The sequence below is a fragment of the Streptomyces sp. NBC_00091 genome, from assembly GCF_026343185.1.
In the GTDB taxonomy this organism is placed as follows: domain Bacteria; phylum Actinomycetota; class Actinomycetes; order Streptomycetales; family Streptomycetaceae; genus Streptomyces.
Genome location: NZ_JAPEMA010000001.1, coordinates 3623451 through 3647542 on the forward strand (window position 1 = coordinate 3623451; position 24092 = coordinate 3647542).

18 protein-coding genes are annotated in these 24092 nt (G+C 71.5%); 16 read left to right on the plus strand and 2 right to left on the minus strand.

Annotated elements, in window-relative coordinates; genetic code table 11:
- Position 1 precedes the first annotated feature (1 nt).
- The 5 genes from OOK34_RS16740 (at position 2) to OOK34_RS16760 (ending at position 6260) form a co-directional block, all read left to right on the plus strand.
- On the plus strand, positions 2–532 hold the full coding sequence (locus OOK34_RS16740) for a GNAT family N-acetyltransferase (RefSeq protein ID WP_267034675.1): 531 nt from the start codon (positions 2–4) through the stop codon (positions 530–532).
- A gap of 36 nt (positions 533–568) precedes the next feature.
- Complete coding sequence (locus OOK34_RS16745; RefSeq protein ID WP_267034676.1) at positions 569–1168, plus strand: hypothetical protein; 600 nt, start codon at positions 569–571, stop codon at positions 1166–1168.
- A gap of 235 nt (positions 1169–1403) precedes the next feature.
- The gene (locus OOK34_RS16750) at positions 1404–3713 is read left to right on the plus strand and encodes a UvrD-helicase domain-containing protein (protein ID WP_267034677.1); all 2310 of its coding nucleotides are present in this window, start codon (positions 1404–1406) and stop codon (positions 3711–3713) included.
- Between the two features lie 532 nt (positions 3714–4245).
- Entirely contained in the window at positions 4246–5670 is a 1425-nt protein-coding gene (locus OOK34_RS16755; RefSeq protein ID WP_267034678.1) for an NAD-dependent malic enzyme, read from the plus strand.
- A gap of 308 nt (positions 5671–5978) precedes the next feature.
- Complete coding sequence (locus tag OOK34_RS16760) at positions 5979–6260, plus strand: HU family DNA-binding protein (RefSeq protein ID WP_007264399.1); 282 nt, start codon at positions 5979–5981, stop codon at positions 6258–6260.
- Positions 6261–6395: 135 nt separating this feature from the next.
- Here OOK34_RS16760 and murA read toward each other — a convergent pair whose 3' ends face one another.
- Positions 6396–7733, minus strand: coding sequence for a UDP-N-acetylglucosamine 1-carboxyvinyltransferase (murA, locus tag OOK34_RS16765; protein WP_267034679.1), 1338 nt, complete (start codon positions 7731–7733; stop codon positions 6396–6398).
- A 262-nt stretch (positions 7734–7995) separates the two neighbouring features.
- On the opposite strand from murA, the gene OOK34_RS16770 reads away from it, so the two are divergent.
- The 10 genes from OOK34_RS16770 to OOK34_RS16815 all read left to right on the plus strand — a co-directional run bounded on the left by OOK34_RS16770 (position 7996) and on the right by OOK34_RS16815 (position 20009).
- The gene (locus OOK34_RS16770) at positions 7996–8556 is read left to right on the plus strand and encodes a YqgE/AlgH family protein (RefSeq protein ID WP_267034680.1); all 561 of its coding nucleotides are present in this window, start codon (positions 7996–7998) and stop codon (positions 8554–8556) included.
- 29 nt (positions 8557–8585) lie between these two features.
- Positions 8586–8870 carry a DUF3039 domain-containing protein gene (locus OOK34_RS16775; protein ID WP_007264396.1) on the plus strand — a complete coding sequence of 95 codons (285 nt, stop codon included), beginning with the start codon at positions 8586–8588 and terminating at the stop codon, positions 8868–8870.
- 160 nt (positions 8871–9030) lie between these two features.
- Positions 9031–10671 carry a beta-N-acetylhexosaminidase gene (locus OOK34_RS16780; protein ID WP_267034681.1) on the plus strand — a complete coding sequence of 547 codons (1641 nt, stop codon included), beginning with the start codon at positions 9031–9033 and terminating at the stop codon, positions 10669–10671.
- 381 nt (positions 10672–11052) lie between these two features.
- Positions 11053–11940, plus strand: coding sequence for a xanthine dehydrogenase family protein subunit M (locus OOK34_RS16785; RefSeq protein WP_267036773.1), 888 nt, complete (start codon positions 11053–11055; stop codon positions 11938–11940).
- Positions 11937–13985 carry a (2Fe-2S)-binding protein gene (locus tag OOK34_RS16790; protein WP_267034682.1) on the plus strand — a complete coding sequence of 683 codons (2049 nt, stop codon included), beginning with the start codon at positions 11937–11939 and terminating at the stop codon, positions 13983–13985. Before OOK34_RS16785 ends, OOK34_RS16790 begins: the two co-directional genes overlap by 4 nt.
- A 50-nt stretch (positions 13986–14035) precedes the next feature.
- Entirely contained in the window at positions 14036–16342 is a 2307-nt protein-coding gene (locus OOK34_RS16795; protein ID WP_267036774.1) for a xanthine dehydrogenase family protein molybdopterin-binding subunit, read from the plus strand.
- A gap of 79 nt (positions 16343–16421) precedes the next feature.
- Positions 16422–16934, plus strand: coding sequence for a DUF2563 family protein (locus OOK34_RS16800; protein WP_267034683.1), 513 nt, complete (start codon positions 16422–16424; stop codon positions 16932–16934).
- On the plus strand, positions 16934–18352 hold the full coding sequence (locus OOK34_RS16805; protein WP_267034684.1) for a WXG100 family type VII secretion target: 1419 nt from the start codon (positions 16934–16936) through the stop codon (positions 18350–18352). Before OOK34_RS16800 ends, OOK34_RS16805 begins: the two co-directional genes overlap by 1 nt.
- Before the next feature lie 27 nt (positions 18353–18379).
- Positions 18380–19558 carry a type VII secretion-associated serine protease mycosin gene (mycP, locus tag OOK34_RS16810; protein ID WP_267034685.1) on the plus strand — a complete coding sequence of 393 codons (1179 nt, stop codon included), beginning with the start codon at positions 18380–18382 and terminating at the stop codon, positions 19556–19558.
- A gap of 31 nt (positions 19559–19589) precedes the next feature.
- Positions 19590–20009, plus strand: coding sequence for a hypothetical protein (locus OOK34_RS16815; protein ID WP_267034686.1), 420 nt, complete (start codon positions 19590–19592; stop codon positions 20007–20009).
- A 33-nt stretch (positions 20010–20042) separates the two neighbouring features.
- Here the strand turns inward: OOK34_RS16815 and OOK34_RS16820 are convergent, their stop codons facing one another.
- On the minus strand, positions 20043–21320 hold the full coding sequence (locus OOK34_RS16820) for a transposase (RefSeq protein ID WP_267034687.1): 1278 nt from the start codon (positions 21318–21320) through the stop codon (positions 20043–20045).
- 304 nt (positions 21321–21624) lie between these two features.
- Between OOK34_RS16820 and OOK34_RS16825 the strand changes: the two genes are divergently transcribed.
- Positions 21625–23958 carry a hypothetical protein gene (locus tag OOK34_RS16825; protein ID WP_267034688.1) on the plus strand — a complete coding sequence of 778 codons (2334 nt, stop codon included), beginning with the start codon at positions 21625–21627 and terminating at the stop codon, positions 23956–23958.
- The last annotated feature ends 134 nt before the right edge of the window (positions 23959–24092 follow it).

A 24092-nucleotide genomic window follows, 5' to 3' on the forward strand; every position in this document is an offset into this window, starting at 1 on the left:
CGTGAACGACACCACACACGGCATACGCATCAGGCCGGGCGGCCTCGCCGACGCACCGGCCATTCTCGACATGCTGGACGGCGCGGTGGCCTGGATGAACGCCCGCGGCAACACCGAGCAGTGGGGTACGACGCCGTACTCGCAGAAGCCCGGCGGGGCGGCTCGGGTCGAGCGGTACCTGACCGAGAACACCCCGTACATCGCGGAGTTGGATGGAATGCCGGCCGGCGCCATGGTGCTGGATTCCGGGCCCAGCCCGCAGATGCCGATCGCCCCGGCCGGGGAACCCGAGCTGTACGTCCGCCTGCTCGTCTCCGACCGGCGCCACGCCGGCCTGGGCGTCGGCGCGGCCCTCCTGGCCCACGCCGCCGGGGAGACCCGGCGGGCGGGCCTGGAGCTCCTCCGCGTCGACTGCTGGGCGGGCGGCGGGGGCGAACTGGTCGCCTTCTACGAGCGCAACGGCTTCACCCCCACCGACCGCTTCCTGTCCGACGCCTGGCCGGGGCAGGTGCTGGCCCAGCGCCTTGTCTGATCCCTTCCCATGAGGGCCGGTCTAGCATCGGGCCTCATGGGGACGTACATCGACGGATTGATCGAAACGCGTACGGCGGGCGGGGCGTGGGGGATGGCGGTCGATCTGCTCGACTTCGACCTCTGGAAGGCGCGGGAGGCCCGCGAGTGCCTGTTCGGCTACGGCGGGGGCCTCGGGGTGGACCGGTCGCTGTTCGACCAGCGGGGGTGGCCGGAGGACGCCTGCGACGAGGTGCCGAAGGAGTGTGACGAACTCAACCACAGCCACTCGTACGCGACATGGGCCGAGATCGCGGCGGTCGACTGGGATGCGCCGCTCTGCGACCGCCCCGACGGGAACCGTCTGGGCGAGTGGCGACCGGGGCCGGACGGCGAGCTCGTCCTGGACGGCGTGGTCTGGGCGCCGATCGAGGTGCTCGACGCGTCGGAGGAGCTCTTCGGCGAGGATCTGTTCCCGTTCGAATGGCCGCCGGGCGGCGAGGTCCACCTGAACGGCGCCGTGTACCGTCCGGTGGTCTTCACGGCCAGGATGTTCGTACCTCCCGAGGGCCGTTGGGCGCCGGTGTGGGCGTCGATGAGTGCGTTGGCGGCCGAGTACGGCGACGAGAACGTCCGCCTGGTGGTCTGGTTCGGCTGAGCCGGCTCCGAACCCTTCCCCACCTCGCTCTGATCACCCTGTGGTGCGGGTATCAGCCCAAGGCGGTCGGTAGGCGCTGAGAAATGAGGAGCGCGTAGCGATCTGTCGCGCCCCGGGCCCACCGCCCCCGCCCCCCAGACGGGGGCGAATCGTCCGGCGCGCGGGACCGGCGTGCGGAGACCTGCGGATTCGCGTACGGTTGACGGTCGCCCACGCACGTCAGAAGGGGGCCTTGGTGGCCGCGCAGAATGCCGCTGTCGACAGCACGGCGGATTCCGTCCGCGATCGGGAGATCGCGGTCGAGCAGACGCATCTCGATCAGGTGTACCGACGCCTTGAGGAGAAGATCCACGAGGCCGAGTTCCTCATGAACGACGCCGCCAAGCGCGGCCAGGTCGGCACGCCCGGCGCGCTCGCCGAGCGCGACGCGCAGGTCTTCCGCGCCGGGATCCACCTCAACCGGCTGAACAACGAGTTCGAGGACTTCCTCTTCGGCCGCATCGACCTCGTCCTGGGGAAGGACGGGGAGCGCGGGCCCGACGGCGCGTACACCTCCATCGATCCCGCCGACGACGCGATCCGCGCCGACCTCACCGCGGACATCGCCGAGACCCTGCACATCGGGCGCATCGGCGTCCTCGACTCCGACTACTCGCCGCTGGTGATCGACTGGCGGGCTCCGGCCGCCGCGCCGTTCTACCGGTCCACTCCCAAGGACCCCGGCCGCGTCATCCGCCGCCGCGTGATCCGCTCCAAGGGCCGCAAGGTGCTCGGCGTCGAGGACGACCTCATGCGCCCCGAGGTCACCGCCGCCCTGAACGGCCGGGAGCTGCCCGCCATCGGCGACGGCGCGCTGATGGCCGCCCTCGGGCGGGCCCGTACGCACTCCATGCGGGACATCGTCTCCTCCATCCAGGCCGAGCAGGACCTGGTCATCCGGGCCCCCGCCGCCTCCGTCGCCGAGGTGGCCGGCGGGCCGGGCACCGGCAAGACGGCCGTCGCCCTGCACCGTGCCGCGTACCTCCTCTACCAGGACCGCCGCCGCTACTCCGGCGGCATCCTGATCGTCTCCCCGACCCCGCTGCTCGTCGCGTACACCGAGGGCGTGCTGCCCTCGCTCGGCGAGGAGGGGCAGGTCGCCATCCGGGCGCTCGGCTCGCTGGTCGACGGGGCCGAGGCGACCACGTACGACGACCCGTCCGTGTCCCGGGTCAAGGGCTCCTCCCGCATGCTCAAGGTGCTCCGCAAGGCCGTACGGGGCACCCTGGAGCTGGGCGCCGCCCCCGAGCGGCTGCGCGTCGTGGCCTTCGGCCGCCGCGTCGAGCTGGAGGCCGGGGACCTGAACCGGATCCGGCAGAACGTCCTCGGCGGCACCGCCCCCGTGAACCTGCTGCGCCCGCGCGCCCGCAAGCTGCTGCTCGACGCCCTGTACGCGAAGACGGGCGCGACGGGCCGGCACAGCGACCCGGAGCTGGCCGCCGAGCTGCGTTCCGCCTTCGACGAGGACATCTCCACCGAGGACGACTTCCTCGGCTTCCTGAACGCCTGGTGGCCGGAGCTGACCCCGCGCGGGGTGCTGGCCGCGATGGCGGACGAGCGGCGCCTGGGCCGCTGGTCGCGCCGGGACCTGAACCCCCGCGAGACCCGCCAGCTGGCGCGGTCGCTGCGCCGGGTCGGCCCGGACGGCAAGGGCCCGCTGTCGGTGCACGACGTGGCGCTGCTGGACGAGCTCCAGCAGCTGCTCGGCGCGCCCGCGCGGCCGAAGCGCAAGCGGGAGATGGACCCCCTGGACCAGCTCAGCGGGCTGGAGGAGCTGATGCCGGTCCGGGAGGAGACCCAGTGGGAGCGGGCCGAGCGGATCGCGGCCGAGCGGACCGAGTACGCGCACGTCATCGTGGACGAGGCCCAGGACCTGACGCCGATGCAGTGGCGGATGGTGGGCCGGCGCGGCCGGATGGGCACCTGGACGGTGGTCGGCGACCCGGCGCAGTCCTCCTGGACGGACCCCGACGAGGCGGCCGCCGCCCGCGACGAGGCCCTGGGGAGCCGGCCGCGCAGGCGGTTCACGCTGACCGTGAACTACCGCAACCCGGCCGAGGTCGCCGAGGTGGCCTCCCGGGTGCTGGAGCTGGCGATGCCCGGCATGGAGCCGCCGACGGCGGTGCGCTCCACGGGCCTGGAGCCCCGTTTCACGGCCGCCGGGGACGATCTGGGCGAGTCGGTGCGGGAGGAGACCCGGCGGCTGCTGGAGCAGGTGGACGGGACCGTCGGTGTGGTCGTGGCCATGGACCGGCGCGCGCAGGCCGCGGGCTGGCTGTCGGAGCTGGGGGAGCGGGCGGTGGCGCTGGGCAGCCTGGAGGCCAAGGGGCTGGAGTACGACGCCACCGTGGTCGTCTCCCCGGCGGAGATCGCGGAGGAGTCCCCGGCGGGCCTGCGGGTGCTGTACGTGGCGCTGACGCGCGCGACGCAGCAGCTGACGGTGATCTCGGCGGCGGGCGACCGCCCGGGCGCGGACGGGGTGCCGGAGCTGCTGCGGGCGCGGTGACGGGGACGCCGGGCCCGGGCGGGGACCCTGACGGGTACCCCACCGGGTCCTGACGGTGCCCGACCCTGCCTGACGGGGTCCTGACCGGGCCCTGACCCCACCCTGACGGCTCGCGGCCAGGCGCGTGATCCGGGGTGTCCAACTCGCGGGAGGGGGGATCGCTTCCGGCGATCCTTTGTTAGCCTGGGTACGACACCGGCTCGATCCAAGCCCCCGGGCCCAACCTTCGTCGCTTAGAGCGACCACTTGCCGCGAGGCGAGCATGGCGGGTCGGTGTCTTAGTCGGAACAACAGGTCCGCGCCCTCCACTTGTGGGGGCGCGGACCTGTTTTGTATTAACCCACCATTCCAGGAGCCCCCGGTATCTCGTATGGTGGAAGAGTCTTTCCGGAATTTGTAGCTGGTTACCTTGTACCGGCTGGTAGGTGGGACGATCGGACAACAGGTCCTGCCGCACCTGCCGTGTTTCGGCCGGAGCAGTGCGGGACCCTGTGTGTACAGCGAAACCAGGGACAGAAGAGGAAACACGGCCATGGCAACGGCGCCCAGCGTCTCGTATTCGATGACGGTCCGCCTGGAAGTGCCCGCGAGCGGAACCGCGGTCTCCCAGCTCACCACCGCCGTGGAGTCTTCCGGAGGCTCGGTCACCGGTCTCGACGTGACCGCGTCGGGCCACGAAAAGCTCCGTATCGACGTCACCATCGCCGCCACCTCCACCGCGCACGCCGACGAGATCGTCGAGAAGCTCCGCGGCATCGAGGGCGTCAGCCTCGGCAAGGTCTCCGACCGAACCTTCCTGATGCACCTCGGCGGCAAGATCGAGATGTCGTCCAAGCATCCCATCCGCAACCGCGACGACCTCTCGATGATCTACACCCCGGGCGTCGCCCGCGTGTGCATGGCCATCGCCGAGAACCCCGAGGACGCGCGCCGCCTCACCATCAAGCGCAACTCCGTCGCAGTCGTGACCGACGGTTCCGCCGTCCTGGGCCTGGGCAACATCGGCCCGATGGCCGCGCTGCCCGTCATGGAGGGCAAGGCCGCCCTCTTCAAGCGCTTCGCCGGCATCGACGCCTGGCCGATCTGCCTCGACACCCAGGACGCCGACGAGATCGTCGCGATCGTCAAGGCGATCGCCCCGGGCTTCGCCGGCATCAACCTCGAGGACATCTCCGCGCCGCGCTGCTTCGAGATCGAGGCCCGCCTGCGCGAGGCCCTCGACATCCCCGTCTTCCACGACGACCAGCACGGCACCGCGATCGTGGTCCTCGCCGCCCTGACCAACGCACTTCGCGTCGTGGGCAAGGCAGTTGGCGACGTCAAGGTCGTCATGTCGGGCGCCGGCGCCGCCGGTACGGCCATCCTCAAGCTGCTCCTCGCGGCGGGCGTCAAGAACGCCGTCAGCGCCGACATCCACGGCGTCGTGCACGCGGACCGCCCCGACCTCGTCGACGCGGCCCCCGATTCCCCGCTGCGCTGGATCGCCGACAACACCAACCCCGAGGGCTACACCGGCACCCTCAAGGAGGCCGTCGTCGGCGCCGACGTCTTCATCGGCGTCTCGGCCCCGAACGTGCTCTCCGGCGAGGACGTCGCCGCCATGGCGGAAGGCGCCATCGTGTTCGCGCTCGCGAACCCGGACCCCGAGGTGGACCCGGCCGTCGCGCGCCAGACCGCCGCCGTCGTGGCCACCGGCCGCTCGGACTTCCCGAACCAGATCAACAACGTGCTGGTCTTCCCGGGCGTCTTCCGCGGTCTGCTCGACGCCCAGTCGCGGACCGTGAACACCGGCATGATGCTGGCCGCCGCGACCGCCCTCGCCGACGTCGTCGGCGAGGACGAGCTGAACGCGAACTACATCATCCCGTCCGTCTTCAACGACAAGGTCGCGGGCGCCGTCGCGGGCGCCGTCCGCAAGGCCGCCCAGGCCGCCGCTGTGACGGGGCCCACGGCCTGATCCCGGCGCGTCGCGGGATGCGGGCCCGGCAGGGCGCCTCTAGGGTTGCGGGGATGCCCGCGTGGCCCGCGGTCCGCATCCACCGGATGCCTCTGGTGCGGACGGAGCGTCACCGCGGCGTGACTGTGGCGCTTTTCGTGTGACCCTGGCGGGTGCCGGATTGGCTTTCCCGCCGCTGGTGGGGGCAGGATGCGTAACCGGGCGAGAGGGTCTGACGTTCAGACCCGGGTCCGGGGACTGTCCGAGGGCCCTGGCAGCATCGGCTTCGATCTCACGCCTCTAAGGCAAGTTGAACACGGGAGTACAACATGAACCGCAGTGAGCTGGTGGCCGCTCTGTCCGAGCGCGCCGAGGTGACCCGCAAGGACGCCGACGCCGTTCTGGCCGCGCTCGCCGAGACCGTCGGCGAGATTGTCGCCAAGGGCGACGAGAAGGTCACCATCCCCGGCTTCCTGACCTTCGAGCGCACCCACCGTGCCGCTCGCACCGCGCGCAACCCGCAGACCGGCGACCCCATCCAGATCCCGGCCGGCTACAGCGTGAAGGTCTCCGCGGGCTCCAAGCTCAAGGAAGCCGCCAAGGGCAAGTAGTACGCCCTTGTGCCGAGGGCCGCACAGGCCCACGGGACGGCAGTAGTACGTAGAACGGCCGAGGGCGGCCACCCCGGATGGGGTGGCCGCCCTCAGGCCTTCCCAGGGCCCCGCAGGGGCCCCGGGAGGGGATGATCAGACCAGGTCGCCGTTCGGCAGCTCGACCTTGGCGCCCAGCTCCTGGAGCTTCTCCATGAAGTTCTCGTAGCCGCGGTTGATCAGGTCGATGCCGTGGACGCGCGAGGTGCCCTCGGCCGCCAGCGCCGCGATCAGGTACGAGAACCCGCCGCGCAGGTCGGGGATGACCAGGTCGGCGCCCTGCAGCTTGGTCGGGCCGGAGACGACCGCCGAGTGCAGGAAGTTGCGCTGGCCGAAGCGGCAGGCCGAGCCGCCCAGGCACTCGCGGTACAGCTGGATGTGAGCACCCATCTGGTTGAGCGCGGAGGTGAAGCCCAGACGGGACTCGTACACCGTCTCGTGCACGATCGACAGGCCCGTGGCCTGCGTCAGGGCGACGACCAGCGGCTGCTGCCAGTCGGTCTGGAAACCGGGGTGCACGTCCGTCTCCAGCGCGATGGCCTTCAGCGGGCCGCCCGGGTGCCAGAAGCGGATGCCCTCGTCGTCGATCTCGAAGGCGCCGCCGACCTTCCGGTACGTGTTCAGGAAGGTCATCATCGAGCGCTGCTGCGCTCCGCGGACGTAGATGTTGCCACCGGTCGCCAGGGCCGCGGAAGCCCACGAGGCGGCCTCCAGGCGGTCCGGGAGCGCCTTGTGGTTGTAGCCGCTCAGGCGGTCCACGCCGGTGATCCGGATGGTCCGGTCGGTGTCCACGGAGATGATCGCGCCCATCTTCTGCAGTACGCAGATGAGGTCTTCGATCTCCGGTTCGACGGCGGCGTTGCTGAGTTCGGTCACGCCCTCGGCCAGGACGGCCGTCAGCAGGACCTGCTCGGTCGAGCCGACCGAGGGGTAGGGCAGGCGGATCTTGCATCCGCGCAGGCGCTGCGGCGCCTCCAGGTACTGGCCGCCTTCGCGCTTCTCGATGGTCGCGCCGAACTGGCGGAGCACCTCGAAGTGGAAGTCGATCGGCCGGCCGCCGATGTCGCAGCCGCCCAGGCCCGGGATGAAGGCGTGGCCGAGGCGGTGCAGCAGCGGGCCGCAGAAGAGGATCGGGATGCGGGAGGAGCCCGCGTGCGCGTCGATGTCGGCGACGTTGGCGCTCTCGACGTGCGACGGGTCGAGGAGCAGCTCGCCCGGCTCTTCGCCGGGGCGCACGGTGACGCCGTGCAGCTGGAGCAGACCGCGCACGACCCGCACGTCACGGATGTCGGGAACATTGCGCAGCCGGCTCGGCTCGCTGCCGAGCAGGGCGGCCACCATGGCCTTCGGCACGAGGTTCTTCGCACCGCGGACACGGATCTCGCCCTCGAGCGGGGTTCCGCCGTGGACAAGCAGGACATCGTTGCCGGTCATGGATCTCGCGTTCCGGAGTGGATGGGCAGGGGACCAGTGGTAAGGGTAAGGGCCACCACCCCCATGTTTGTATGGGTGACGGGGCCGTAGAACTGTCATGAATGCGGCACACCACCCTCGGTGTCCGCCAGGTAGCGGAGTGTCGTGTTCCGGCATGTGTGGCGGCGCGCGCTCCCGTCTGCCGCCGTGCGCCCTGAGCTGCGCGTGATCCGATCCCGCCGCCCGCTCCCCCTGAGGGGCGATTGTGCGAGATCATGTGGCCATGACCGAGGTGTCCTCCCTCACAGGGCGGCTGCTCGTGGCCACCCCCGCCCTCGCGGACCCGAATTTCGACCGCGCGGTGGTGCTGCTGCTCGACCACGACGAGCAGGGCTCCCTCGGCGTGGTCCTCAACCGGCCCACCCCCGTGGACGTCCGCGACATCCTGCTGCCGTGGGCCCCGCTGGCCGGCGACCCGGGGGTGGTGTTCCAGGGCGGCCCCGTCGCACTGGACTCGGCCCTGGGCGTCGCCGTGATCCCCGGCGAGGAGGGCCCGCTCGGCTGGCGCCGCGTGCACGGGGCGATCGGCCTGGTCGACCTCGAGGCCCCGCCCGAACTGCTCGCCGCGGCCCTGGGGGGCCTGCGCATCTTCGCCGGCTACTCCGGATGGGGCCCCGGCCAGCTGGAGGTCGAGCTGGGCGACGGCGCCTGGTACGTGGTCGACTCCGAGCCGGGCGACGTCTCCTACCCGGACCCCGAACGGCTGTGGCGGGCGGTGCTGCGCCGCCAGCGCAGCGAGCTCGCGATGGTCGCCACCTATCTGGACGACCCGTCGCTGAACTGACCCCGGCGGCGTTCAGTACCCTGGTTTTTATGAGCACTCTTGAGCCCGAGCGCGGGACTGGTACGGGGACCCTCGTAGAGCCGACGCCGCAGGTGTCCCACGGCGACGGCGACCACGAGCGCTTCGCCCACTACGTCCAGAAGGACAAGATCATGGCGAGCGCGCTCGACGGCACCCCCGTCGTCGCGCTCTGCGGCAAGGTCTGGGTTCCGGGCCGCGACCCGAAGAAGTACCCCGTCTGCCCCATGTGCAAGGAGATCTACGAGTCCATGGGCGCCGGCGGCGACAAGGACAAGGGCGGCAAGGACAAGTAGCCAAGTCCCCGCTTCCGCCGACGAAGGCCCCCGGTGCGCCCAAGAGCGCCCGGGGGCCTTTGCCGTGCCCGGCGGGCCGGTTAGGGTCGGCGCGACGAGCGCTCCGCGGAACAGGTGTTGCGCGGGATGCGACCGGCCGGCTGTCGCGGAGGGCTGACGCATGGACCTGATCCCGCTACCCGAGAGCGCCGTCCCCGACCCGCAGGGGCGCCGCTACGCCTTCGGGCCCGAGCCCCTGCTCGGCGCCGGGCCCGGGGCCGAGGGCGTCGCGCGCTGGCTGCGCCGCGAGGTGGGCGCCGCCACCGGGTGGGGGCTGCCCGCCCCCGGCGCCGGCGCGCGGGGCGACGTACGGCTGCGGATCGAAGCCGGGGGTGCGGGCGGGCCCGGGCCGGAGTCGTACCGGCTCGACATCGGCGCCGACGGCGTGGAACTGACCGGCGGGGGCGCGGCCGGGCTGTTCTGGGGCGCCCAGACGCTGCGTCAGCTGCTCGGCCCCGAGGCGTACCGGCGGGCGCCGCTGCGCCCGGACCGCCGGTGGAGCCTGCCGTACGCCACGGTCGTCGACGGCCCCCGCTTCGGATGGCGCGGCATGATGCTCGACGTCGCCCGGCACTTCATGCCCAAGGCCGGGGTGCTGCGCTACATCGACCTGCTCGCCGCCCACAAGCTGAACGTGCTCCACCTGCACCTGACGGACGACCAGGGCTGGCGGGTCGAGATCAAGCGCTACCCGAAGCTGACCGGGGCCGGCGCCTGGCGGGCGCGCAGCCGGTGGGGCCACCGGGCCTCCCCGCTGTGGAACGACACCCCGCACGGCGGCTACTACACCCAGGACGACATCCGCGAGATCGTCGCCTACGCGGCGGAGCGGCACGTGCGGGTGGTCCCCGAGATCGACATCCCCGGGCACTCCCAGGCCGCGATCGCCGCCCACCCCGAGCTGGGGAACACCGACGTCGTGGACACCGCCGCGCTCGGCGTGTGGGACGACTGGGGCATCAGCGAGAACGTGCTGGCGCCGACCGAGGAGGTACTGCGCTTCTACGAAGGGGTCTTCGAGGAGCTGCTGGACCTCTTCCCGGCGGAGGTCTCGCCCTTCGTGCACGTCGGCGGCGACGAGTGCCCCAAGGCGCAGTGGAAGGCCTCGCCCGCGGCGCAGGCGCGGATCGCCGAGCTGGGGGTGGACGGGGAGGACGGGCTGCAGTCCTGGTTCATCCGGCACTTCGACGGCTGGCTCGCGGCGCGCGGCCGCCGGCTCATCGGCTGGGACGAGATCCTGGAGGGCGGGCTCGCGGACGGCGCGGCCGTGTCCTCCTGGCGCGGATACGCGGGCGGGATCGCCGCCGCCGAGGCCGGGCACGACGTGGTGATGTGCCCCGAACAGCAGGTGTACCTGGACCACCGTCAGGCGGGCGGAGCGGACGAGCCGATGCCCATCGGGTACGTGCGCTCGCTGGAGGACGTCTACCGCTTCGAGCCCGTGCCGCCCAAGCTGTCGCCGCAGGCCGCCGCGCACGTGCTGGGCGCGCAGGCCAACGTGTGGACCGAGGTGATGGAGAACCAGGACCGGGTCGACTACCAGGTGTTCCCGCGGCTGGCGGCCTTCGCCGAGACGGTGTGGTCGCGGCTGCCGGAACCGGAATCCCGCGACTGGGCCGGCTTCGAGGCGCGGACGACGACGCACTACGCGCGCCTGGACGCCCTCGGGGTCGAGTACCGGCCACCGGGCGGACCGTTGCCGTGGCAGCGGCGGCCGGGGGTGCGGGGACGTCCGATCGAGGGCGGGCCTCCGATCGTGTGACCCGGGGGCGCGGGGGGCGCCCGGGCGCCGGCTGACCGGAAGCGGAACTCTTCGGGAACCTTTGGAACTCTCTCTCGAATCAGGTGTATCCGGAGGAAAACGGACGTTCGGGTGGATGGTGTGCGGGTGGGGCCCGGCCCCGCTCCCGGGGCGCGCCCCCGCTGCGTCCGGGCGGCGCCGGGGCGCGGGCCGGCGCCCGGTACGCGGGCGACCCTCGCGCCGGGTGGTCCCGAAGATGTGCCAGAGTTGCCACGTCCCGGCGGTGAGCACGTACCGTACGGCGGACAGGCGTGAGCGCCGGGACCGGGACATCGGGAAGGGGCAGCCGGGTTGACCACGCACGCACCGCACACACCGCATTCGGCTCAGGGGCCGCACGCACTGCATTCGGCTCAGGAGCCGCAGGCGGACCGGGCGGCGCAGTCCGTGACGCTGCCGGCCTCGCTCGACGAGGCCGTGGCGGCACTCACCGCCATGCCCGCGGCCGTGCCCGTGGCGGGCGGCACCGACCTCATGGCCGCCGTCAACGCCGGGCTGCTGCGCCCCGCCGCCCTGGTGGGCCTCGGCCGGATCAACGAGATCCGCGGGTGGCAGTACCAGGACGGGCACGCGCTGCTCGGCGCCGGACTGACGCACGCCCGGATGGGACGGCCGGATTTCGCCGCTCTGATCCCGGCGCTCGCCGCCGCCGCCCGGGCCGCGGGCCCGCCGCAGATCCGCAACGCCGGCACCCTCGGCGGCAACATCGCCACGGCCGCGCCGACCGGCGACGCCCTGCCGGTGCTGGCCGCGCTGGAGGCCGAGCTGGTCATCGTCGGCCCCGGCGGCTCGCAGCGCGAGATCCCCGTCTCCCACCTGCTGGCCGGGCGCGAGATGCTGCGGCCGGGCGAGCTGATCGGCTTCGTGCGGGTGCCGCTGCTGCACGCGCCGCAGGTGTTCCTGAAGGCCACGGGGCGTACAGGTCCGGGGCGCGCGGTGGCGTCCGTGGGGCTCGTACTGGACCCCGCGCGCCGGGGGGTGCGGTGTGCGATCGGCGCGGTGGCCCCGATGCCGCTGCGGCCGCTGGAGGCCGAGCAGTGGGTGGCCTCGCTGATCGACTGGGACGGGGACCGCAGCCTGGCCCCCGAGGCGCTGGAGGCCTTCGGTGAGTACGTCGCGGCCGCCTGCGTGCCCGACCAGGGGGAACCGGTGTCCTCCGGTGTACTGCATCTGCGGCGGACGGTGGCCGTGCTGGCGCGCAGGGCCCTGGGGAGGGCGCTGACCTCATGAGTGAGAACGAGAACGTGAGCGGAACGACCGGGAACACAGGGCACACGGGGCACACGGGGCACGCGGGGACTTCGGGCGCCGGGAACGCCTGGGGCTGGGAGCCGGTGCCGCAGGGCGGCGAGTACGACTCCGAGGCCACGGCCTTCGTACAGCTGCCGCAGGAGATGCTGGACGCGCTCGACCGCGGGGAGCCGCTGGCGGCGCCCGGGCACGGGTTCGTGCCGCCGCCGATGATCGTGCCGCTGGGTTCGGGCAGTGCGGACCCCTCCGCCACCGGGACCTGGACGATGCCGGTGCAGTGGCCGGAGGCGGGCTCGGGGACCGGACCGGCGGACCCCGCCGGCGCGGGCGCCGCGGCTGCCCGGGCGCCGATCCCGGCGTCCATCCCGCTCCCGGCCTCGGTGGCGGCGGCCTTCGGGGCGCCGGCGCCGGCGGGCGAGGCGGAGGCGGAACCGCAGGGCGGGCGACACGGGGACACGCTCGGCGGCGGCCTGCACCTGCACGGGGATCCGCATGCCACCCCGCACGGAGTCCCGTATGGAGTCCCGCACGCGGACCCGGATCCGGGCTCGACGGCCGAGTGGCACTTCCCCGAGGCGGTCCACCAGCCCGAGGACCACATGGCCACCGGCCAGTGGACGCTGCCGGGCGGCGCGGCCGGCACCGGTCCGGACGCCGGCCCGGACGCCGGCTGGGGCCGGGCTCCGGCGACGCTGCCGGGCGGGGCTTCGGCCCCCTGGGCGCCGCACGAGATCCCCGAGGCGCCGGACGCCGGCCACGGGGTGCTGCTCAGCTCCGGCGTGCTGCCGGGCGTGTCCGCAGGGGCGCCCGCCGCCGGGGCCCTGGGACGCGGCCCGAGGGTGCTGGGCGGGCCGGGCGTCGGGACCCCGCTGCCGGAGGCCTACCTCCAGGCCGGGCCGGAGCCCGAGGCCGTGCCCGCCGCGGCCCCGGACATCGAGGCCTCCCACGGCCCGGCGGAGATTCCGGTCGAGGGCGAGCGGCCGCGTCCGGTGGAGGCCGAGGACGTCGCCGACGCCGGGGGCGCGCAGGACGCAGCCGGGGCCGGGGGTACCGGACACGGCTTCGCGCAGGCGCCGGCCGCCCCCGCCGGAGCGGAGGCCGCGCCCGTGCCGGGTGACGGCGGCGCCGACAGCGGTGCGACACCTCCGGGCGAGGGCGGTACCGGGGGTTTCCCGGGCCAGGAGGCGACGTACGAAGAAGAGGGCGGCCCCGCCGTCGCCCACCACGAGCACCCGGCGGCTTCCTACGTCCTGCGGGTCAACGGCGCCGACCGGCCCGTCACCGGGGCGTGGATCGGCGAGTCCCTGCTGTACGTGCTGCGCGAGCGCCTCGGCCTGGCCGGCGCCAAGGACGGCTGCTCGCAGGGCGAGTGCGGAGCCTGCGCGGTGCAGGTCGACGGGCGGCTCGTCGCCTCCTGCCTGGTTCCGGCGGCCACGGCGGCCGGCAGCGAGGTACGGACCGTCGAGGGCCTCGCGACGGGCGGGGAACTGTCGGACGTGCAACAGGCGTTGTGCAGGTCGGGCGGGGTGCAGTGCGGGTTCTGCGTGCCCGGCATGGCCATGACCATCCATGACCTGCTCGAGGGCAACCACGCCCCCAGCGACCTGGAGACCCGCCAGGCGCTGTGCGGCAACCTCTGCCGCTGCTCCGGCTACAAGGGCGTCATCGAGGCGGTCCACGAGGTCGTCGCGGAGCGCGAGGCGGCCGCCTCGGCAGCCGCCGACGCGACCGTCCCGGGCATCGAGCCGCGCATCCCGCACCAGGCACAGCCCGGCGAGGGCAGCATCCACGGGACGCCGCAGGTGCCGGACCTGGCGGGCGGTACGGGCGGCCCCGCCGCCTTCGACACCTTCGGCGGCAACCACGGCGTGGGCGGTTTCGAGACCCCCGGCGGGTTCGACGGATTCAACGGAGCCACCGGATTCAACGGACCGGACGGGCTCAACGGGCTCAACGGACCGGACGGGTTCGACGGACCCGCCGGACCCAACGGGGACCAGCAGCACAACGGAGGCATGGCGTGAGCGGGCAGGACGCGGCCACGGCGACGGCCGGCACGACCACGACCACCACCATGGCGACGGTGAGCATCGGCACGGACGGCGACACCGAGCAGCCGCGCCCCCTGCGCGGAATCGGAGTCTCCGTCCCGTCCGCGGACGCCCGCGCCAAGGCCGAGGGGACCTTCCCCTACGCCGCCGACCTGTGGGCCGAGGGCCTGCTGTGGGCCGCCGTGCTGCGCTCCCCGCACGCCCACGCCCGCATCCGCTCCATCGACACCTCGGCCGCCGCCGAGATGCCGGGCGTGCGCGCCGTCATCACCCACGCCGACGTGCCCGGCGCGACCACGCACGGCCGCCGGATCGCCGACCGGCCGGTGTTCGCCCACGACGTCGTACGCCACCACGGCGAGCCCATCGCCGCCGTGGCCGCCGACCACCCCGACACCGCACGCCTGGCCGCCGCCGCCATCACGGTCGAGTACGAACTCCTCGACGCCGTCACCGACCCCGAGCAGTCCTTCGGCGCCGCCCCGCTGCACCCCGACGGCAACCTGATCCGGCACATCCCGCTGCGCTACGGCGACCCGGAGGCGACCGGCGAGGTCGTCGTCGAGGGCCTGTACCGGATCGGCCGCCAGGACCCCGCGCCCATCGGCGCCGAGGCCGGCCTCGCGGTGCCCCGCCCCGACGGCGGGGTCGAGATCTACACCGCCTCCACCGACCCGCACACCGACCGCGACCTCGCCGCCGCCTGCTTCGGCCTGGAGCCGGACCGCGTCCGCGTCGTCGTCACCGGCGTCCCGGGCGCGACCGCCGACCGCGAGGACGCCGCCTTCCAGCTCCCGCTCGGCCTGCTCGCCCTGCGCACGGGCTGCCCGGTGAAGCTGGCCGCCACCCGCGAGGAGTCCTTCCTCGGCCACGCCCACCGCCACCCGACCCTGCTGCGCTACCGCCACCACGCGGACGCCGAGGGCCGGCTGGTCAAGGTCGAGGCCCAGATCCTGATGGACGCCGGCGCCTACGCCGACTCCTCCGCGGAGTCCCTGGCCGCGGCGGTGGCCTTCGCGTGCGGCCCGTACGTCGTCCCGCACGCCTTCGTCGAAGGCTGGGCGGTCCGTACGAACAACCCGCCCTCCGGCCACGTCCGGGGCGAGGGCGCCATGCAGGTCTGCGCGGCGTACGAGGGCCAGATGGACAAGCTCGCGGCCGCCCTCGGCATCGACGGCGCGGAGCTGCGCATGCGCAACGTCCTGGCCACCGGGGACCTCCTCCCCACCGGCCAGACCGTCACCTGCCCGGCCCCGGTCGCCGAACTCCTGCGCGCGGTCCGCGACTATCCGCTCCCCGCCCTCCCCAAGGACACCCCGGAGGAGGAGTGGCTGCTGCCCGGCGGCCCCGAGGGCGCCGGCGAGCCCGGCGCGGTGCGGCGCGGGGTCGGCTACGGCGTGGGCATGGTCCACATGCTCGGCGCCGAGGGCGCGGACGAGGTCTCCACCGCCACGGTGAAGATCGTGAACGGCGGCGCCACCGTGATCTGCGCGGCGGTCGACACCGGCCAGGGCTTCGCCACCCTCGCCCGCCAGATCGTCCAGGAGGTCCTCGGCGTCGACGAGGTGGCGATGGCCCCCGTCGACACCGACCAGCCCCCGGCGGGCCCCGCCGCCCACGGCCGCCACACGTGGGTCTCGGGCGGTGCCGTCGAGCGGGCGGCGAAGATGGTCCGCACCCAGCTTCTCCAGCCCATGGCCCACAAGCTGGGCATGTCCACGGAACTCCTCCAGATCGCGGATGGCCGGATCACGTCGTACGACGGCGCCTTCTCCATGACCGTCACGGAGGCCATACAGGGCAAGGAGCTCTGGGCGACGGCCCAGTGCCGCCCCCACCCGACCGAGCCGCTGGACGCGGACGGCCAGGGCGACGCCTTCGTCGGCCTCGCCTTCTGCGCGATCCGCGCGGTGGTCGACGTCGACATCGAACTGGGCTCGGTACGGGTGGTCGAGCTCGCGGTGGCCCAGGACGTGGGCCGCATCCTCAACCCCCGCCAGCTGGAGGCCCGTATCGAAGCGGGCGTCACCCAGGGCGTGGGCGCGGCCCTGACGGAGAACCTCCGCTCGGTCGCCGGCCTGGTCCGCCACCCCGACCTGACGGGCTACGCCCTGCCGACGTCCCTGGACGCCCCGGCGGTGCGGATCGTCCGGCTGGTCGAGGAACGCGACGTGGTGGCCCCCTTCGGCGCGAAGGCCGCGAGCGCGGTCCCGGTGGTGACCACCCCGGCGGCGGTGGCCTCGGCGGTCCGCGCGGCGACGGGCCGCCCCGTGAACAGGATCCCGATCCGGCCATCGGCGGCGGTGGCGGCGGGGGTGCCCAACTCGTAGCCGCTTGGGCCCTGTCGGCGCCGATCGTTAGAGTGACGCGAACGGGTGCGAACGGGGACGGGGATCGGGGGAGGGCATCGTGGCAGTGGACAACGGTCCGGGGGTGCTGGGGGTGAGCGTCGCCGGCGGCTTGGCGGCCGCGGTGATGGCGCAGGCGAAGGCGCTCGAGGTCGAGTACGAGTCGATGACCGACTACAAGAAGCGGGTCGACGCCCTGCTGAAGACCCTCGACGGCTCCGAGGCGGACGCCCAGAAGCTGGCCCACGGCACCCTGCCGGCGGGCACGCTGGGCACGGGCTTCGCGGAGGCCGACGCGCTGTTCAAGGCGTACACGACGGTCCACGGCGAACTGCAGAAGCTGTCCGAGGGCCTGGCGGGACAGATCGAGGCCCTGGGCATCGCCATCCTGACGGCGGGCAAGGGCTACGGCGGCGTGGACGAGGAGACCCAGGCACGGATGCGGGCCCTCATCAAGCGCTCGAAGGACGAGTACGTCCCCGACCGCGACCCCCTGGTCCAGCAGGAGAAGGAAGCCCAGAAGCACGCTCCCGCCGCGACCCCGACCCCGAGCACGTCGAAGGGAACGGTCTGATGGCGACGACGAACTTCGAGGGGCACTCGCACGAGCAGCTGCTCGCGATGATCGCTTCCCTCAACCCGGAGACGGTCAAGGCGCGGGCGACGCAGCTGACCAATGCCGCGGCCGCGATCAAGGAGATTGGCGAGAGCCTCAAGAAGCACCAGGTCAAGGGCTGGGAGGGCGAGGCCGCCCACAAGTTCCAGGACTGGGTGAGCCGCGCGGGCAGCGCGACGCTGCTGCTGGGCAAGTACAGCGAGGCGGGCGGCAAGTGGATGACGGAAGCCGCCCAGACGATGGTCGAGGTCAAGGCCAACACCCCGAAGTACGACACGGCGGCGGCCGAGAACCTGGAGGCGGCCCGCAAGTACCACAACGACCCGGACGCCCAGCAGATCGGCCAGACGGCCCACACGAAGCTCAGCACGGACCGCCAGCAAGCGATCCAGCAACTGACGAAGCTGGCCCAGTCGTACGAGTCGTCGACGACGCAGATGAACAGGGCGGAGGTACCGACGTTCCCTCCGCCGCCGGGGGCTTTCGCGCCCGATGACCGATACGGCGGTGCCGACCGGGCCCGCACGAGTGGAGTGTCCAGCTCTGAGGGCTACTCAGGGGGTTCGGCGTACGTGTCGTCGGGGTCGGGCACAGGACTCTCGCCCCAGGCAGGGGGAGTACCTGGCGGTCTGACGCAGCTGGATGGCTCCCCGCCCGCGGTGCCCGCGACTCCACCGGTACATCCACCGGTGACGCCGGACCGTCACGTGGGTGTAAATCTCGATCATGTCGCGACGCTTCCGGATAAGACTCTGCCCTCGGCCCCCGGTCTGCCCGTCGGACCCGGACCTAGCGGTCCTGGCGGCGGTTGGAACCCTCCCAACGGGCCCACCCCGCCTCTGACTCATCCGCCGATAAGTGTGCCTCCGGCGCTGGGGGGCGGCCAACAGCCGTTCACGCGACCTCCCGTTGGTGGCGGCAAGGTTGGCGGCCTCCAGGTTCCACTTCCGCGCGATACCGGGATCGTAGGAGGCCGTCAGATCCCCACCGGCGGGCCCAGTGCAGGTATCCCGCGCGGCACTGTCATCGGCGCGGAAGGCCCGCACGCCGGTGGACGCGGCGTGCCCGGCATGATGGGTGGCGGCCTCGGTGGTCCGCACGGCACCCCGGGCAGTCCGGCTACTGGTCGTCGACTGGCCATGGAGCCGGGCGGTGTTGTCGGGGGTCGTCAGCCTGCTGGCCAGCCGTTTACCCAGGGCGGGTCGGGCCTCGTGCGCAACGGGCCCGGCGCTGGTGCCATGGGCCACGGCGGTGCCAGTGCACCTGCTCCGAGCGGGCGGCGTGGAGCCCAGGGGGGCGGCCGCCCCGACTACCTGGCCGAGGACGAAGAGACCTGGCAGGGCAACCGTCGCGTTGTTCCGCCAGTGATCGACTGAGCGGAACGGACGTTGCACGGGATGCGCATGCGGAAGACGACCTCGGCCCTGGTGGGTCTGCTGTTGGCTGGGGTCGCCGCGACCCCAGCCCATGCGCAGACCATCCGAGAGCAGCAGTGGCATCTCGATGCCATGAAGGCCGATGACATCTGGAAGATCAGCACTGGCAAGGGCATCACCGTTGCCGTGATTGACACCGGTGTCGCGCGGATTCCGGAACTCGAGGGCCAGGTTGTTCCCGGCAAGGACTTTGCAGCGGGGCAGAAAGGGTACGAGGGAGACGAGCGCGACGACTACAGTCGGCACGGCACAGGCATTGCTGCGATGATTGCTGGCTCTGGAAAGCACCCGAGCGGCGACGGAGCATACGGACTAGCGCCGGGCGTAAAGATTCTCCCGATTCGGGTGCCGCACGAGATGGGCGAGGCCACCCCGTTTTGGGTCTCCGCCATCCGGTATGCCGCAGATTCGGATGCCAAGATCATCAATATCTCTTTGGGGAAAGAAGGCTCGACCGAAGGTGATCAGGATCGGTCTGAGGCCGTCAAGTACGCGCTCTCCAAGGGGAAGCTGATCTTCGCGGCTGTGGGCAATGACGGCGACACGGTCAACAGCGTTGAGTACCCGGGCGCAACGCCTGGAGTAGTGGGCGTCGGAGCAGTGAGCGCCGATGGTGGCGCGACCAAAGAGTCGCAGCACGGGCCGCAAGTTGACATGGCTGCCCCCGGTATTGACATCGTTACGGCTTGCGCTGGAAAGACGGGGCTATGCACCACCCACGGCACCAGTGACGCCTCGGCCCTCGCCTCCGCCTCCGCCGCACTGCTCTGGTCCGCCCACCCCACCTGGACCAACAACCAGATCCTCCGCGTCCTCCTGAACACCGCCGGCAAGCCCGTCGACGGCGTCGAGCGCAACGACTACATCGGCTACGGCGTCGTCCGCCCCCGCATCGCGCTGCCCACCCCCGGCGACCCCGGCCCGGCGGACGTGTTTCCGCTGCCCGATCTCGCCGCGGCGGAGGCCAAGACCTCCCCGGCTCCCTCGGCAGGGGGAAAGATCACGCAGTCGCCTGCGCCGCGAGCCGGGTCTGCGGTAGACAAGAGCGACGGCAGCAGCCTGCCCTGGATCGCCCTCGGCATAGGGGCCTGCGTCCTGATCGGCGGAGCCGTCGCCGCAGTCTTCGTACGGCGAGCCAAGCGTTGACCTGAACCGACACAGGAGTGGAGCGCACGGGATGTCCTTCGAAGAGGAATGGTCCGCCGCACGCGCCACGGCCGCGGCCAACATCTCCATGCGTCTCAACCAGGCCCCCGCCACCCCCGGAGGGGGCGGCAGTGACCTCGCGCTCAACCAGGACCACATCGGCGCCGTCGGCAGCGAGGCGTACAAGCTGCACTCCCGCCTCCAGACCGACGGCAAGCACGCCGCCACCGCCTCCGCCGAGGCGGCCGGCGCGCTGGCCAAGGAGGGCTTCGCCAGTGGGGCCGCGCTCGCCAAGGTGAACGGCCGCTGGGAGAGCCAGGTCAAGACCCTCGGCGCCGCCTGCGCCCAGATCTCCAACGGCCTCAACTACTCGCTCTCCTCGCACAACAAGGAAGAGCAGCAGCTCTACGCCGAGTTCACGACGTCCAAGATCGCCGAGTACCTCAATTGACGATTCTCGCCCTATGGATGGGGGCGATTCCCTTCAGCCCGCATGGGCGGGCCTCTGGGCTTCACGCGTACGCCTCGGGCGGGAGGCCCGGACTCGCACCCTGGGGGCGCTGTGCGTGCTGTTGATGTCCGAGCCACTCGTCCGGCGGGCTCGGGCCTCGATCTCGACCGAGGCGTTGTGGTCGGCGTCGTCTTCGTGCCCGCAGCGGGTGCAGGCGAACAGCCGGCCGCATCCCTGACGGGATTGGGGATCGACCAGGCCGCAGGCGGCGCAGGTCTGGGAGGTGTGGAACGGCGGCACGGCGACGAGGACGGACCCGTATATGCGGGTCTTGTACTCGAGTTGCCGCCGTCGTTCGCCCGGGGTGCCATCGAGGATGGCCCGGTTCAGGCAGGCCTTGGCCCGGACCTTCTTCCCTGGCGTCTCGACGCTGCCCTTCGCGGTCTTGGTCATGTTCTTCACGCGCAGGTCCTCGATGCCGATCATGCCGTGGTTTTTGGCGAGGTCGGTGGTGAGCTTGTGTGTGAAGTCCCGGCGCCGGTTGGTTCGCCTGGCGGTGAGTTTCGCGATCTGGGTGATCGTCTGGCGCAGGCGGCGGCTGTACCTTCCTCCGTTGTGCTTCTTCGCGTAGGTGAGCTGCCGCGCCCTGCGCTGCTCCAGTGCTTTGAGCCGGTTCTTCTCGTTGGCGGTGAGCGTCGGTGGCATGAGGCGGGGTGTGGTCTCGGTGGAGACGAACGCGGACACGGCGACGCCGAAGTCCACCCCGCACGCCAGCTTCTTGTTTGGCGCGCCCGGCTGGCGGCCAGTGTGAATACCGAACGAGATGTGCCAGCCGTTGCCGTCCCGGGACACGGTTGCGTTACGGACTGTGCCCCCGATCGCACGGGAGAGCCGGAACCGCAGCCAGCCGAGTTTCGGCAGACGCACCTCGGCCCACTTGCGGTTCAGCTTGCGGATCTCGATGGCCTGGCCGGGAAATGGGATGGACAGGCGGTGGCCGCGCTTCTTCCGTCTCGGAAACCCGGCCTGAAGGTTCCAGAAATTGTCGTGTGCCTGGTCCAGCTGCCGCAGGATCTGCTGCCCGGCCTGCGCAGGCAGCTCGCCCAACCACTCGAGATCCGCACGGCCAGCTGTCAGCTGCTTGCACTGCTCGGCCGACCGCAAGGTATACCGGCGCTGCTCCCACAGATACATCCGCTGCTCCAGAGCGACATTCCACAGAGCGCGCACCGTATGCCCCCACCTGGTCAGGACCTGACCCTGACCGTCTGTGGGGTACGCGCGATACCTACGCCCCATGTCTGCCTTCACGCTCTCAATCATGTCGACGATTTATGGCCGACGTGCCCCCAGATCCAAAAAAGACAGGCATTGTTCTCAGGTGTGACACGCGTACATCGTTTCGTGACGGAATTCTGGAGCAAATTGTTCGCGTGCGTTGATCTCAGGGGGGATGGAGGGATCGTGCGCGCCGTGTTGAGGACTTCGAGTGCGAATCCATCGAATTCAATGGCGAGTCCAGTCAAGATCGGAATTGGTGTTCCATCGGACTGAAGTTGATGCGCTGCGATCGATCTAGGTAAGTACTCCCCGCACAGAAAGGCCGCTTGACCGCGTGCTGACGTACGAGAACGTGCTGAACGCCCCCATCGACAAGCTCGCCACCGCGGTCCGCGACTGGCAGGCGGTGGTCACGAAGCTTGAGGAACTGGCCGAGGCCGCCCGCAACGGCATGAAGGCCAGGTCGGACAAGGCCGAATGGAGCGGGGTCACCGCGGGCGTGGCGCGGCAGTTCGTGGACAAGACGGCCAAGGAGTTCGAGGACGCGGCCAAAGAGGCCAAGGGCATTCACCAGGCGCTCACCCAGGGACACGACACCTTCAAGTCCTCCCGTGATCGGCTGAAGAAGATCGCCGAGGAGGAGGCGCCCGCCGCCGGGTTCCGGGTCGACGGGAAGGGGAAGGTTGAGCCGGTACCGCTCGTCACGGAGCAGGACCGCTACGCGGCGCGCCACGACCCGGACTACCAGGAGGCCCTCCGCGTCAACCGGCCGCTGTGGCAGGCGAAGATCGACGCGGCCATCGACGCCTGCGACGACGTCGACCAGTCGCTGGCCCGCCTGCTCAACGCCAACGTCGCCGAGGACCACAACTTCAGCGGCCCGAAGTACTCGAGCCTCACCGCCGAGCAGGCCGGCCGCGCCACCGATCTCGCGCGGAAGGGTCGGGACCTCTCCCACGCGCAGCTCGTGGAGCTGAACGAGCTGCTGGCTGACAACGCCAAGGTGCCGGAGTTCTCGACCAGGTTCTACGAGGGGCTCGGGCCCAAGGGGGCGCTCCAGTTCTTCGGGTACCTGTCGACCGACACCCACGACTACGGGAAGCTCGACGAGCAGCGGCTCAAGGACGTCCAGGAACTCCAGAAGAACCTGGGCCTCAACCTGGCCACCGCCACCAGCTCGAAGACCGAGCCGCACCTGCCGGACAGCTACGCGCAGGAGCTGCGCAAGCTCGGTACCCAGCACATCCCGCTCGCCAGGTACGACCAGAACCCTCCCTACGGGTACCAGCTGCTCGGCGGCATCATGCGTTACGGGAACTACGACCCCAAGTTCCTGGTCCCCATCGCCGAGCACGCCACGCAGATCCACGCCAAGGACCCGGACTTCTTCAACCAGGCCCGGCAGGTCAACGGTTACGGCAAGAACATGCTGAACCCCTCCGGGATCAACGGAGCCGGCTACGACCCGGTGGTCAGCTTCCTGGAGGCGATGGGCCACAGCCCGGCGGCCGCAGCCGAGTTCTTCGACCCCGAGCGCTCCCCCCACGCCTACAACCCCGACGGCACCGAGAAGTCCGGTGTTCCGGACCTGGGCAAGGACGCCAAGGGCCAGCCGGTCACCAGCTACCTCGACTTCTTCGGTAACGCGAAGTACGACTACACCATCGACATGGAGGGCACGAACTTCGACGACCTGAACAAGGTCCAGAAGTACATGCCGGATGCCCTTGGGCATGCCCTGGAGGCAGCGACCCTCGGACACGCCTGGGACGATCCGTCGCCCAAACTGGAGCGCGGCGAGGCCTCTTCGCGCATCATGGAGCAGGTCGTGGTGAAGTACGGCGGGGACCCCGAGTTGCTCAAGCATCAGGACTCGATGGCGGACAGTCTGGGCCGAATGGGTGCGGGCTACATCGACGACCTGAACCACAGCCTGAACGAGAACCATTCGCGGAGCGTGTTCGCCGAGGTCGCCGCTGGACATATGGAGGTCAAACCCGACGTAGCCCGTAAGTTCCTGAGCAGTCTCGGCCAGCACCCGGATTCCTACCTCACCATGTCCCGGGCGGAGTCCGTCTTCCAGGCCTCGGTGCTGGAGTCCCAGGTGGGTCCCGACGGCAGGCTTAACCGAAGCGGACTGATGGAAGCCGCCCGCACCGGCGGGGAGTTCCAGGGAATCCTGGACGAATCGAGGAGCAAGCAGATCGCCGCCGATGCCGAGAAGTGGGTCAAGGACTACGACAAGGCCGTGCAGCAGCGCTCGGGATGGGTCGAGTTCGGCACGACGGCGGCCATCGCGGCGGGAGTCGCGTTCCTGCCAGCGACCGCCATGGCGGCCGGCGCCGCTGCGGTGGTCGTGCCGCTTGCCGTCGACACCGGCAGCGGAGCACTGGAACAGGTTACGGGCGGCATCGTCAAGGACTGGTCCGAGGCCGAAGCCGAGCGAGAGAAGGACCGCAGAGAGGGCAAGGCCCACGAGGACAAAGCGGCTGTCTATCAGCACGGCGAGGAGATGGCCCGATCACCCGTGAGGCAGTTCCTGGTGCAGCACCCGCCGGGCCTGGAAGATCCGCTCGACGAGATCCTGAAGCAGTCCAGCTTGACGGGCTACAACACCGGCTGGGGGCTTGAGCGGCACACCGGCCACCAGTCCGTGGTCAAGAAGTAGGCGGCGCGGATGAGCGGGTGGAGACCGGGCCGCTCCGGGCGGCACAGGGGCAGGGCGCTGGTCGGGTGCGTGGCGGCCACGGCCCTGCTCGTGGGCTGCGGCGGGGGTGGCGAGCCCCCTAGGCCTATTCGTCC